We start from the raw sequence: 14130 nt of genomic DNA, 5'->3' as shown, positions 1-14130 counted from the left end.
TATTGAATATTTTAAATATTTTCGTATAATATAATTATGCTGGAATAGCTCAATGGTAGAGCAATTGTATCGTAAACAAAAGGTTGCGGGTTCAAGTCCTGTTTCCAGCACCATTTTTTTATAAAAAAAAGACTATTGCAAATGCAACAGTCTCTATTTTTGAATTATTCTAATACTATACTATTTATTCTATCTCTATTTTTTCTTGAATTTCTTACTATAAATACAGCATAAAGTATGGCTAAGACTGCACCTATAATATAAGATATTTTAATATCTAAACCAAAACCAATTCCCTTTGCATTAGTTATAAATGAAAATACTATAAATGTATAGAATATTCCAGGAATAAGTGTCATTAGGTAGTTTTTATTTTTAGTTATTAAATAAGATGTTGCCACACCTAAAGCAAAGATTGCAACAAATTGATTGGTAAATCCAAAATATCTCCAAAGAATATTAAATCCATTAGGATTTGACTTTGCAAAGAATAATATAGCTATGGCTGGTATAAATAGTGTAGCTGCAACCATGGCTCTTTTTGAATTTGATTTTTGATTGATATTTAATTCTTCAGATATTATAAGTCTTAGCGATCTAAAAGCGGTATCCCCACTTGTAATTGGAAGAGCTATTACACCTATAATAGCAAGATAACCTCCAATATTTCCCATAAAGTTTCTTGAGATTTGTCCAACCATTAGTGTTCCAGCTGTATCAAGAGCAGCAGCACCTGTAGAAAATAATACTAGAGCACCCGCAGCCCAAATCATAGCTATAAAACCTTCAGTTATCATAGCTGAATAAAATACGCTAGTTCCCTCTTTCTCACTTGATATAGTTCTTGAAACAAGAGTTACTTGAGAACCGTGAAATCCTGAGAGTATACCACAAGCTACAGTAATAAAAAATGAAGGTATGAATTTTTGTCCTTGAGGATGATTATATAGTAGTCCATATCCTTCGAATTGTAAATGAGGAAGACCTTTTATTAGTATACCTATAAATACTCCAATAGATGAAATTAGTAAAAAAGCTCCAAATATTGGATAAATTCTACCGATAAGCTTATCTATTGGGAGAACAGTTGATAATATGTAGTATAAGAAAATGATACCATAGATAATCCATATAACATTTGAATTAGGATCAAGTCCTAGTATATCGTTTGCTATTAGATCTCCTGGTGTATATACAAAAACTGTTCCTGTAAGTAGTAACAAAACCGCAATAATTACATTATAAACTCTTCTAATATTACTTCCTAAATATTTTCCTACAAGCTTTGGAACTTGGCTTCCACCATTTCTCATTGAAATCATTCCTGTAAAATAATCATGAACTGCACCTGCAAATACACAACCCAAAGGAATAGCTAAAAAAGCAATTGGTCCAAATAATATACCTTGAATAGGTCCAAGAATTGGTCCTGTCCCTGCTATATTTAATAAATTTATTAGCCAATTTTTCTTCTTACTCATCGTAACATAATCGACTCCATCAGCCTTTTTAATGGCTGGAGTTTCTCTATCATCAGGTTGGAATTGATTCTCTACTAGTTTAGAATATAAAACTCCACCTACAAAAAGGATTATAAGTCCTATAAAAAATAATAACATTTTACCTCCTATATTAGTATTAATAATTCATTTTTATTATAAAACTTTTAATTGATAATTTCAATCTTTTTACACACAAATAGAAAATTATCGTTATTTGTTGACAAAAAAATTAACCTAGTCATATTTAGAATAAAAAAATCTAAATTGACTAGGTTTTTTAAAAAACTTCACCTATAAGATAATCTTCCTTATAAGATATAATTTTCACATTCCTTATATCATTTACTTTTACATCATCCTTTGTATGGACTCTTAAATAGTTTGTAGAATAACCAGATTTAAATCCTTTAAGCTCTGTTTTTGTTTCAAAAAGAACTGATAAAGTTTTTCCTATTTGTTTTTTAAGGAAATCTTTTGTATTTTCTTTTTCAATTTCAGAAAGCTCTTTTGATCTTCTCTTTTTGACATTTCCATTTACTTGATTTTTCATAGTTGAAGCCTTTGTACCATCTCTTTTAGAATATTTAAAAAGATGAATTTTAGAAAATTTAATATCTTTTATAAATTCTTTGGTTTCTTCATGATTTTTTTCAGTCTCGTTAGGAAAGCCAACTATGATATCTGTTGTTATGCCTGCATTTGGAAAAACTTCTCTAATTAGGTCAACCTTTTTTTTGTATAATTTTGTATCATACTTTCTATTCATTAATTTTAATATTTCATCAGATCCTGACTGTAGGGAAAGATGAAAATGATCACAAGCTTTTTTACAAGCCTTCATTCTTTCTAAGAAATCTTTCGTAATATGTCTTGGCTCCATCGATGAAAGCCTAATTCTTTCTATTCCATCAATCTTTGCAATATGCTCTATAACATCTATTAATGAAATCTTTATATCAAAATCTTTACCATAGCTTGCAACATGTATTCCAGTTAGGACTATTTCCTTATATCCATTATCTCTTAACCTTTTAGCTTCATTTATTATGGAAACTAAATCTCTCGATGCTATATTTCCCCTTGCATAAGGAATTAAGCAATATGAACAATACATATTACATCCATCTTGAATTTTTATATATGCACGAGTCATATCTGATTGCTTCGAAATTTCTAAATCTTCTATTGACTCTTTCTTGGTAAAATCCTCTACATTTTCAGTTTTTATCTGATCTTCTATAAATTTTACACAAAGATCAACTACTTCTTCTTTATTTCTTGAACCAAGAATTATATCTACTCCCTCAATTTCTTTGACCTCATCAGCCTTAACTTGGGAATAACATCCAATGACTGCAATGATAGCATCCTTATTTTCACGTCTTGCCCTTGATATTGTTTGTCTTGATTTTCTATCACTCATATTGGTTACAGTACAGGTGTTTATAACGTAGATATCTGCGTTTTCTTCACGTTTTTCAAAGCCTCGTTTTTTAAATATTTCTTCTATAGCTTCTGATTCGTATTGATTAACCTTGCAACCTAGAGTTTTAATATTAAATGTTTTATTCATCAGTCAAATAAATCCTTTAATTTTTCGAAAAAGTTCTTATCTTCTTTTACTACATCTCCAGAAACTTTTGCAAATTCTTTAAGCTTTTCTTTTTGTTCTTTAGAAAGATTTGTTGGCGTTATAACTTTTACATAAAAATAAAGATCCCCTTGTCTTTTGTTGGATTTTATTCCTTCATTTTTAAGTTTAAACCTAGTGCCAGTTTGAGTTCCTTCAGGTATATGATATTCTTGAGTAGTTGTAAGTGTTGGTATATCTATATTTCCACCTAAGGTAGCTGTTTGGAATGAAATTGGCATCTCATAGTAAATATCAAGTCCATCTCTTTTAAATATTTCATGGTCCTCAACCTTTAATATAATATAAAGATCTCCAAATGGGCCACCATTAACACCAGCATGACCCTTGCCAACTATTCTTATTACAGAATCATTTTCAACACCACTTGGTACATCTACCTTTATTTTCTCACTCTTATAAACTCTTCCTTGACCATGACAAACATCACATTTTTCTTCGATTATTTCACCTTCACCATGACACTTATCACAAGTAGTTTGTCTTGATACTGTTCCAAAAGGGGTTTGACTTATATTATTTATAACTCCAGTACCATGACATTTATCACATGTGTGTTTTTTACTAGAATCTTTTGCACCAGAGCCATGACAAGTTTCACACTCTACTTCTCTTCTTACTTGAACTTCTTTTTTTATTCCAAAACAAGCTTCTTTGAAAGATAGGTTTAAAACTTGTTGGATATCTCCACCTTTTCTTGGTCTTTTTATATTTTGGCTTCTTCCTTGATTAAATATATCTCCAAAAAAATCTCCAAATATGTCGAATCCTCCAAATCCTTGCGAAGAAAATCCTCCACTTCCCGCCGCTCCATTTTCAAATGCAGCAGAACCATAAGTATCATAGCGTCTTTTCTTTTGAGGATCTGATAGAATTTCATAAGCCTCATTTATTTCTTGAAATTTTACTGTAGCAGTCTCATCATCTGGATTTAAGTCTGGATGGTATTTTTTTGCAAGCTTTCTATATGCTTTTTTTATATCTGCCGAGCTTGCATCTTGACCTATCTCCAGTACTTCATATGGGTTTTTCATTTATCCTCCAATACAAAAAAAATAAATTATCACTAATTTATTTTTTAATCTTTTAATTTATAATTTTATACTTTTATCTTAAGCTTATCTATTATACCTTATTTGATAAAAAAATTAAATTATATCTTAAAAATAATAATAAAGAATAAGGGACATTTATCCCCTATTCTTTATTTTTTTGTTTATTACTCTTCATCATCTACAACTTCATAGTCAGCATCTACTACATTATCATCATTTCCTGAATTTTCGTTAGAATTTGTTCCTTGAGTGTTTTTGTACATTTTTTCACTCATAGCGTATATTTCTTCTTGAAGAGCTTCTGTTTTAGCCTTGATATTATTTGTATCATCAGTTTTCAAGCTATCTTCAAGGTCTTTAATTTTTCCTTCAATTCTTTCTTTTTCTTCGCCTTCAATTTTAGCGTCTTCTAGGGTTTTTCTAGCTTGGTAAGCTAATGATTCACCATTATTTTTAATTTCAATAGCTTCTTTTTTCTTCTTATCTTCTTCAGCAAATTTCTCTGCTTCTTTTACCTTTTTATCAATTTCTTCATCTGTAAGATTTGTTGATGATGTGATTGTAATTTTTTGTTCTTTTCCACTTCCTTGGTCTTTTGCAGACACATTTACAATACCATTGGCATCTATATCAAATGTAACTTCTATTTGTGGAACCCCACGTCTTGCAGCTGGTATTCCTGTAAGTTGGAATCTACCTAATGTAGTATTGTCCGCTGCCATTTCTCTTTCACCTTGTAATACATGGATATCTACATCAGTTTGTCCATCTGCTGCAGTTGTAAATATTTGAGATTTCTTTGTAGGTATTGATGTATTTCTTTCTATAAGCTTTGTTGTAACTCCACCTAAAGTTTCAATCCCTAATGAAAGTGGTGTAACATCAACTAATAGTATATCCTTTACATCTCCTGATAAAACTCCACCTTGAATAGCTGCACCTAAAGCAACACATTCATCTGGATTAATATCTTTTTGTGGGTCTTTTCCAATAATATCTTTTACTAATTCTTGTACTGCTGGAATTCTTGATGAACCACCAACCATTAGTACCTTTTGGATTTCAGATGCAGATACTGATGCATCCTTTAAAGCTTCTTCTACTGGTCCTCTTGTAGCTTCAACTAAGTCTCTTGTTATTTCTTCAAATTTAGCTCTTGTTACTGTTATATCTAAGTGAACAGGTTGACCATCTACAGCTGTGATAAAAGGTAAGTTTACATTAGTTGTCTTTGTTGAAGATAATTCTTTTTTAGCCTTTTCAGCTGCATCTTTTAGTCTTTGCATAGCTGTAAGATCTTTTGTTAAATCAACACCAGTTTCTTTTTTAAATTCACCTGCTAGGTATTCAACTAATTTATTATCAAAATCATCTCCACCTAGTTTGTTGTTTCCTCTTGTAGCTAATACTTCAAATACTCCATCACCAACTTCTAGCACTGATACATCAAATGTACCACCACCTAAGTCATAAACCATTATCTTAGCTTGATCTGTTTCTTTATCCATACCATAAGCTAGGGCTGCTGCAGTTGGTTCATTTATAATTCTTTGAACATTAAGTCCTGCAATCTTGCCAGCATCTTTTGTAGCTTGTCTTTGTGAGTCTGAGAAATATGCAGGTACTGTAATTACTGCATCTGTAACTTTATCATTTAAGTAACTTTCTGCATCAGCCTTAAGTTTTTGTAAAATCATAGCTGAAACTTCTTCTGGAGTATATGATTTTCCATCTATTTCATTTGTCTTATAATCTGTACCCATTTGTCTTTTTATTGATGAAATTGTTCTATCTGGGTTTGTTATTGCTTGTCTTTTAGCAGTTTCTCCCACAAGTCTTTCTCCATCTTTTGTAAATGCTACAACTGATGGTGTTGTTCTATTACCTTCTGAGTTAGGGATTATTGTTGAATCTCCACCTTCAAGTACTGCAACCGCTGAGTTTGTGGTTCCTAAGTCAATTCCTATAATTTTTGCCATAAATAAATCCTCCTATTTTGCAACTTTTACCATACTTGGTCTTAAAACTTTATCATTAAGGGTATATCCTTTTTGATATGTCTCTATAATATAATTTGATTTGAAATTTTCGTTTTCTTCTGTTTGAAATGCGTGGTGGAAATTTGGATCAAATTCAACATTATCTGATTCAATTTCCGCAAGTCCTTCTTTTTCTAAAACTTTCCATAATGAATCTCTTGTCATTACTATTCCTTTAACAAAAGAATCATTTTTGTCTGTATCTTTAAGTGCCCTATCAAAGTTATCTAAAACTGGTAATAACTCTTCAATTAACTTTGATGAAGCAAACTTTTTAAATTCTATTCTAGCCTTTTCTTCCCTTTTTTTATAATTTGAAAACTCTGCTAATAATCTTTGATACTTATCTTTATATTCATTTTCAATTAATTCTTCTTCGACTTCTTTTGGAGTTTCTTCATCTTCTCCTGAAGCTTCATTAACTTCTCCATCTTCATCAACAATTTCAGCTTCGATTTCTTCTAATTCTTCTGTATTTTCAACATTCTCATCATGCTTTTTTTCATTGTCCACCTTAAACACCTACCTTTATTTACTGAGTAAATCTGAAATTAGCTTTATATCAGAAATAACTTCCTTATAATCAATTCTTGTAATTCCTATAATTCCAATTTGGCCTACAATGTCCTTATCATAATTAAAATGCGAAGTTATTATTGTATTGTCTTTTAATTCATTTATCTCATTTTCATCTCCAATAGTAATTTTAAGATTGCTATTGGAATTTTCAATCAAATCCCATATCCTATCTTTACTATCTAAAATTTTAATAAACTCTTTAGCCTTTATTGGATCCTCAAATTCTTTAAAATTAAAAATATTTCCAATTCCTTTTATAATTACTTCCTTACTAAGATCTGTTAAAGAATCATTATTAATTTTATTCTCCAAAATTTCTAATAAGGATTCATACTTTTTAAGATTTTTATCTTTAAGCCTCTTAAACACCTTAGAAATATCTTTAATATTGACTCCTTCTATATTTTTTTTAAGTTCTATAGACAAGTATTTTATATCCTCTTCACTTACTTCAACATTGGTATAAATCCTATCACTAATAATACTTGCATTGTCATAAACTATGACAAATAAGAGCATATTAGAATCAAGTTTAATAAGTTCGAGGTTTAAAACTTTATTGATATTATTTCTTATAGTGTAAGATATAGCTGTAAGATTAGTCATCTTAGAAAGTAATAAGGTTGCTGTATCTATAATTTTTGAAACATTCCCATATCTTTTATCAAGAATTTTTTCTAATTTTTCTTCATCTTCTTTATTAGAATCCAGTGTATTTTCTAATATATAATTGACATATAATCTGTAACCCTTATCTGATGGGTACCTACCACTAGAAGTATGGGCCTTTTCAAGAAGTCCCATCTTCTCAAGAGTGCTCATCTCATTTCTAATAGTTGCAGAAGATATATCTAGAGAATATTCATTAAGTAATGAATTTGAACCAATAGGCTCTCCAAGATTAACGTATGAGTTTATAATGGAAAAGAGTATCATTTTCTTTCTCTCGTTCATTATCTTCACCTCATTTAGCACTCCTAATATCTGACTGCTAATATTAGTATACTTGGTAAATTTATATTTGCAAGTTAGATTATTTCAAGATAAAATTCATTAGATAAGTCGAAACCTTTATGGGTAAAACTCAGGCTTTTCCCTATATTAAAAAAGCCAAGATTATAATATTTATCAACAATTTTACTATACTTGTTTAAAAGACTATAACCAAAAATTTCTTCAAATTCTTTTAAATTAATTCCTTCACATTCCCTTAGCTTAAAGATTATATATTCTTTCTCCCTTTCACTTTTTGAGATAAACTCTTTAGTTTCTATGGGAAACTTTCCACTATTTATTAAGTTTTCATATTTAATAAAATTTCTTACATTACTGTATCTAATATTCGATAAAAATCCTGATGCACCAAGACCTAAGGCAAGATATCCACCCTCAGACCAATATTTTTTATTGTGGTAAGATTCGAAACCTTTTTTTGAAAAATTAGAAATTTCATACCTAAATAATCCTAAATCTTTTAATTGCTTTTCTATATATAAAAAAATTTCCCTTTCTAGATCATCATCCATTAACTTTAATTTTCTTTTTTTATAAAGAGTATAAAAATATGAACCCTTCTCTAAAATTAGAGAATAATAAGATATATGTTCTGGCTTAATTTCTTTTATAAGTTCTAAATCTTTTTTTACTACATTAAAGTCTCCTCCTGGTAGATTTAAAATCATATCTAAGGAAAGATTTTTAAATCCAACTTTTCTTATATTTTTAATGTCATTTAATATAATTTCTTTACTATGATCACGACCAACATTTTTTAATACCTTATCATCAAATGATTGAACTCCTAGAGATATCCTATCTATACCAAGTTCCCTATATTTTTTTAGCTTATCAAGTGTTAGGGAATTTGGATTTGACTCTATAGTAAATTCCTTAAGATTTTTAACCTTAAAATTTTTAAGTTTTTCTACAAGTTTCTCTATATATTTATAATCAACATATGAAGGTGTTCCTCCTCCAATATATATAGAATCTATATCTACACTTATATTTTTTTGATATAAATCAATTTCCTTATATAAATTATCAAAGTATGAATCAATCCTATTTTCCAAATTGGGATAAGCTACGAAATCACAATAAAAACATTTTTTCTTGCAAAAAGGGATATGTACATAAAGTCCAATTTTTTCCATTTTTCCTCCTTTTACATAAAAAAAGCTAGGACAAGCCTAACTTTTTAATCATCTTCATATTTTAATACAGCAAGGAATGCATCCTGAGGGATTTGAACACTTCCTAACTGTCTCATCCTCTTCTTACCTTCTTTTTGTTTTTCTAGTAATTTTTTCTTTCTAGATATATCTCCACCATAACATTTTGCAATTACATCTTTTCTTAGTGCTTTTACAGTTTCTCTTGCTATAACCTTAGAGTCTATAGTAGCTTGAATTGGAATTGCGAATTGTTGTCTTGGTATTTGTTCCTTGAGTTTTTCAACAATTGACCTTCCTCTTTCATATGCAAAATCCTTATGTACTATGGTCGAAAGTGCATCTACCCTATCTTCGTTTATCTTAATATCAAGTTTTATTAAATCACTTTTTACATAGTCTGCTACTTCATAATCAAGAGATGCATAACCCTTTGACCTTGACTTAAGTGAATCAAAGAAATTGTATATAACCTCATTTAAAGGTAGCTTATACTTGATTAAAACCCTATTTTCATCAATATAGGACATATCTATAAGCTCTCCACGCCTTGATTGGGCAAGCTCCATTATAGGACCTATATAATCCTTTGGAGTCATAATTTCAGATATTGTAATTGGTTCTTTTACATATTCAATTTCTGAAGTTGATGGAAAATCATTAGGATTTTCCAACTTTTTCTCATCATGACCCTTAGTCTTTACCCTATAGATTACAGAAGGTGCAGTAGCTATAATATCAAGGTCATACTCTCTTTCAAGTCTTTCTGTAATAATATCCATATGCAAAAGTCCCAAAAATCCACATCTTAGACCTACACCCAAGGCTTGAGAGTTTTCTTGTTCAAATACAAGAGATGCATCATTAACTTGGAGTTTTTCAAGAGAATCTCTAAGTTTTGCAAAAGATTCTCCTTCTGCAGGATAAATACCAGAATACACCATTGGTAGAACTTCCTTATATCCTGATAATGGTTTATCTGTTTTATTGTTCTTTAAAGTTATAGTATCTCCAACTCTTGCATTTCTTATGTCTTTAATACTGGCTTCTATAAAACCAACATCCCCACTTCTTAAATCTTTTGTCTCTATCCTATCTTTCATAGTATAGCCAACTGCTGTAACTTCGTATGATTTTCCGCTTGCCATCATGTAAATTTCATCACCAGGCTTAACTGAACCTTCAAAGATTCTCACATAGCATATTACTCCCCTATAAGAATCATAATAAGAGTCAAAAATTAAAGCCTTAAGAGGCTTATCATCATGATCTTCTGGTGCTGGAATATTTTCGATTATATCTTCTAGTACATCAGTAATATTTAATCCAGTTTTAGCTGAAACTAGAGGAATTCCTTCGGTATCAAGACCTATTTGATTTTCTATCTCTTCTTTTGTCTCATCAACCCTAGCACTTGGCAAATCAATCTTATTTAAAACTGGTAAAATCTCAAGATTCTGTTCTAAAGCTAGATAGGTATTAGCCAAAGTTTGAGCCTCTACACCTTGTGATGCATCCACAACAAGAATTGCTCCTTCGCATGCCTTAAGAGATCTTGAAACTTCATAAGTAAAGTCTACATGACCAGGAGTATCTATGAGATTTAGAACATAATCTTTTCCATCCTTAGCCCTATAATTTAACTTTACTGATTTTAATTTAATAGTAATTCCTCTTTCTTGCTCAAGATCCATGCTATCAAGCATTTGTTCTTCAATATCTCTTTTTGAAACAGAATTAGTTTCCTCAATTAATCTATCCGCTAAAGTTGATTTGCCATGATCTATATGGGCTATAATAGAAAAATTTCTTATATTTTCTTTTTTCTTCATTATCTATTTTCCTTATCTACAAAACCAATATCATATAAAGGGTAAAATCTTAAGAAAGCATGACCAACTATAGAATTCTCACTAATAGGGCCAAAATTTCTTGAATCATTACTTGCATTTGGAAGTCTATTATCCCCCATAACAAAGTATTCTCCTTCATTTAAAGTCCATTCACTATTATTATTTGTTGTTAGAGTTTCGTTCGTATTTATATAATGCTCTGAATAAATTTCTCCATTAATATATACATTCCCATTACTTATATATACAGTATCCCCTGGAAGTCCAACAATTCTTTTTATATAAAGAGTAGATTCTTGGTCAGGAGCTTCAATTATAACTATATCTCCTACATCAAAACCTTTAAAATGCTTCGATAATTTATCTACAAATAACATATCACCACTATGTAATGTGTTAAGCATTGAATTTCCCTCTACCTTGGTAGCATCAAGCAAAAATATTTTTATAAAAAACGCTAAAATTAAAGCAAGCAGTATTGTCTTAATCCAATCAAGAAATTCTAATGAATTTTCTTCACTCATATATACACCTCTCTTACTAAAATATTATAAACGAATATTGCAAAAGTTCAAAATATTTTAAAATCATATAATAAAACTTAAATATTTGTAAAAAACTTAAGTTTATGGTAAAATAAATCAGTCGAAGTAAATTGGGGGTGAAAAAATGGCAAATATCAAATCAGCAATTAAAAGGATTGACATAGCTAGAAGACAAACTGCTAGAAATAAATCTGTAAAATCAGAAATTAAAACATATGTTAAAAAATTTGAACAAGCTATAGAAAATAATGAAGCTGACAAAGCTAATGAACTTTTCAAAACTGTTGATAAAAAAGTAAAACAAGCAGCAGCAAAAAACATTATTCATAAAAATCAAGCTAGTAGAACTAGTTCAAGATTAGCTAAAAAATTAAATTTATTAAATGCTTAATTTTTAGTCGGTTCATTCAAACTTGCGACTTAAGACAAGTCGCAAAGAATAGAATGAGTCGATTTTTTTATTTTGAAAAAGAACTTATTAACATTTCCATATTCAAATTCATATCAAAGTCTAAGCTCTTTTGTTTTCTCTCCATATTATATAAAAAATCATGTATATTAAATAATTCATCAAGAGTAAAATTTCTCACGAAAGATTTATCTTTATTTAACTCATAAAAAGAAATTGAAAGTGTCTTCATTATATATGAATCATTAAAAGAATTATTACTTAAAACCTTTATACCTATAAGATTTCTAATATGTCTTACTAGCATATGATAAATCTTAAATATTTCATCTATATCCCTTGCCATATAAAAGTATGTATCAAGTGCTTTTTTACTATTTTTCATAGATAAGGCATCAGTAAAATTAAAAATATTTAAATCAAGAATTTGATCTAATTGTTCTGATACATCTATGTCTTTTACTTCCATCTGATCAGAGTTTGAAATAATTTTATCTATAGTATTTACAACTTCATAAAGGTCTACCTCTGAGTTTTTATTTAAATATGAAAATCTAGCTATAATATCATTTATTTGAGATTTTTTGATTTTTTTACCAAATTTTAAGAATCTTTTTCCAATAAAATATATTAATTCATTATTAGTAAGCCTTTTTACTTCTACTATTTGACCATTTTTTTTGACATTTTTATAAAATTTTCCCTTAAAAATCTTTGAATCAGGTATTATTAAAAGAGTTAAAAAATCTCCGACATTATTAATTGTTTTTATAAGGCTATTATTAACTTCCTCATATTCTTTAATGTTTTTTTGAGAAAAGTCTACATTTCTCCATATAATCACTTTTTTATCTTCCATAATAGGATATGTGTCCATAGCTGTTTGAATCTCTTCTATACTTGTTTTTCCCTTAATTTCTATGTAATTAAAGTCAGGATATCTTAGTATATCCTTTGCTGCATCTATAATTGTCTCTTTTAGGTATTCTTCTTCAGAATCAATCAAATATATTCCATTTGTATTACTTGATAAGAAAGCTTTCATAAATTCCTTATAATTCATCTAAAAAATCCCCCCTTCATATATTTTTCAACTTTAAAACCACCATTCACAAATTGGATTTCTACATATCCATCTGTTTGAGTATTATAAGTTTTGATATCTTTTAAATTCTCTAATACTTCCTTACTAGGATGTTTATATACATTATTTCGTCCTGCAGATATTAAAGCAACTTCGGGCCTTACATAATTAATAAAATCTTTTGATGTAGAAGATTTAGAGCCATGGTGTGATACTTTTAAAATATCGGCTTTTCTTTTAACTACTTCTTCCCTGTTGCTAGGTAAATCACCCATAGTAAGTATTCTTACTCCTTTTATTGTAAGTAAAAGTGGCATTGAGTCCTCATTTTCTTCCCCATCATAATTTTCAAGAACATCTATTATTATATCTTTTTTAGTAAGTCTATCATAGTCATGTAATATTTCTATGTTGTAATTTTTAAATGAATTCACATTATACTTATTTACATAGATTTTTTCTATATTAAATTCATTATTTAATTTACCTAAAGCTCCATAATGATCACTATCTTCATGAGAGATAAAAACCCCCTTTATTTTTCTAATTCCCTTTGCTTTTAAAAGAGGAATGAGAATATTATCAGTAGAGTTATAATTACCAAAAGAAATCTCACCACAATCAAAAAGATATATATCTTTTCCAGTCTCTAAGATAAAGGAATCGCCTTGTCCAATATCTATCATCGAAAAACTTATAGGCCTATTTAAATCACAAGTAATAGAAAAAACTATTATTAGAATTGAATATATTAAATATTTTCTTAAATTTTTAAGTCTTTTGCTTTTAAGTTCCAGAAATAGATATATAATTATTAGAAAATAAATCGATATAAGAATTGATTCTTTTGGAAAACTAATTTTAAATACATCTATAGAATTTAAAAATAAAGCCATATTTATTATTGATTTTATCAAAAAATCCAAACTCCAAAATACAATGAATAAAAACTTTCCCAAAAATGGATATGCCAAAATTATTATAAAAATAAGATAGGCTGATATTTGAAATATAGGTACAATTAAAAAGTTTGTAATTATTGATAGAAAATTAAAACTTTGGAAATAATAGACTAAAAACGGGAACATAACAAGTTGAATTGAGCCTATAAAAACCAAATTTTTCTTTATAAATGAACCTTTATTCTTATATTTTGGATAAATTATATATATGGCGAAACCTGCCAAATATGAAAGTATTAGGGATGCATGAAATATAGCAAATGGATTTATAAAAATAATT

12 protein-coding genes and 1 tRNA gene are annotated in these 14130 nt (G+C 28.8%); 2 read left to right on the top strand and 11 right to left on the bottom strand.

From position 1 onward, the window contains the following. The first annotated feature begins 38 nt into the window (after positions 1–38). A tRNA-Thr gene (locus SOR60_RS08255) sits at positions 39–113 on the top strand. Positions 114–164: 51 nt separating this feature from the next. Here SOR60_RS08255 and SOR60_RS08250 read toward each other — a convergent pair. The 9 genes from SOR60_RS08250 to lepB all read right to left on the bottom strand — a co-directional run bounded on the left by SOR60_RS08250 (position 165) and on the right by lepB (position 11374). Next, positions 165–1619, bottom strand: coding sequence for a carbon starvation CstA family protein (locus SOR60_RS08250; RefSeq protein ID WP_320595667.1), 1455 nt, complete (start codon positions 1617–1619; stop codon positions 165–167). Positions 1620–1779: 160 nt separating this feature from the next. Continuing rightward, complete coding sequence (mtaB, locus tag SOR60_RS08245) at positions 1780–3075, bottom strand: tRNA (N(6)-L-threonylcarbamoyladenosine(37)-C(2))-methylthiotransferase MtaB (protein ID WP_320595666.1); 1296 nt, start codon at positions 3073–3075, stop codon at positions 1780–1782. Then, positions 3075–4187: a molecular chaperone DnaJ gene (gene dnaJ, locus SOR60_RS08240; protein WP_176269984.1), complete on the bottom strand. Its 1113-nt coding sequence runs from the start codon at positions 4185–4187 to the stop codon at positions 3075–3077. Before dnaJ ends, mtaB begins: the two co-directional genes overlap by 1 nt. A 185-nt stretch (positions 4188–4372) precedes the next feature. After that, positions 4373–6187 carry a molecular chaperone DnaK gene (gene dnaK / locus SOR60_RS08235; protein ID WP_154541105.1) on the bottom strand — a complete coding sequence of 605 codons (1815 nt, stop codon included), beginning with the start codon at positions 6185–6187 and terminating at the stop codon, positions 4373–4375. Between the two features lie 12 nt (positions 6188–6199). Next, entirely contained in the window at positions 6200–6760 is a 561-nt protein-coding gene (gene grpE / locus SOR60_RS08230) for a nucleotide exchange factor GrpE (protein WP_176269985.1), read from the bottom strand. Positions 6761–6775: 15 nt separating this feature from the next. Then, a complete protein-coding gene (hrcA, locus tag SOR60_RS08225) occupies positions 6776–7780 on the bottom strand; it encodes a heat-inducible transcriptional repressor HrcA (RefSeq protein ID WP_154541106.1) in 1005 nt (334 codons plus the stop codon). Between the two features lie 74 nt (positions 7781–7854). Further along, positions 7855–8979, bottom strand: coding sequence for a radical SAM family heme chaperone HemW (gene hemW, locus SOR60_RS08220; RefSeq protein ID WP_320595665.1), 1125 nt, complete (start codon positions 8977–8979; stop codon positions 7855–7857). 44 nt (positions 8980–9023) lie between these two features. Further along, a complete protein-coding gene (gene lepA / locus SOR60_RS08215) occupies positions 9024–10829 on the bottom strand; it encodes a translation elongation factor 4 (protein WP_320595664.1) in 1806 nt (601 codons plus the stop codon). Continuing rightward, positions 10829–11374 carry a signal peptidase I gene (gene lepB, locus SOR60_RS08210; protein ID WP_320595663.1) on the bottom strand — a complete coding sequence of 182 codons (546 nt, stop codon included), beginning with the start codon at positions 11372–11374 and terminating at the stop codon, positions 10829–10831. The genes lepA and lepB overlap by 1 nt, the downstream gene beginning before the upstream one ends. A gap of 145 nt (positions 11375–11519) precedes the next feature. Between lepB and rpsT the strand changes: the two genes are divergently transcribed. Further along, entirely contained in the window at positions 11520–11786 is a 267-nt protein-coding gene (rpsT, locus tag SOR60_RS08205; protein ID WP_154541110.1) for a 30S ribosomal protein S20, read from the top strand. 67 nt (positions 11787–11853) lie between these two features. Here rpsT and holA read toward each other — a convergent pair whose 3' ends face one another. Further along, positions 11854–12867 carry a DNA polymerase III subunit delta gene (gene holA, locus SOR60_RS08200; protein ID WP_320595662.1) on the bottom strand — a complete coding sequence of 338 codons (1014 nt, stop codon included), beginning with the start codon at positions 12865–12867 and terminating at the stop codon, positions 11854–11856. Beyond that, a partial coding sequence (locus SOR60_RS08195) for a ComEC/Rec2 family competence protein (protein WP_320595661.1) occupies positions 12864–14130 on the bottom strand: 1267 nt, incomplete at its 5' end. The genes SOR60_RS08195 and holA, both read right to left, overlap by 4 nt.

This window comes from Anaerococcus porci, from assembly GCF_034090325.1.
GTDB classification, from domain to species: Bacteria; Bacillota; Clostridia; order Tissierellales; family Peptoniphilaceae; genus Anaerococcus; species Anaerococcus porci.
The sequence above is the reverse complement of the archived record's forward strand: the minus strand, read 5'-3'. Positions and strand labels throughout refer to the sequence as shown.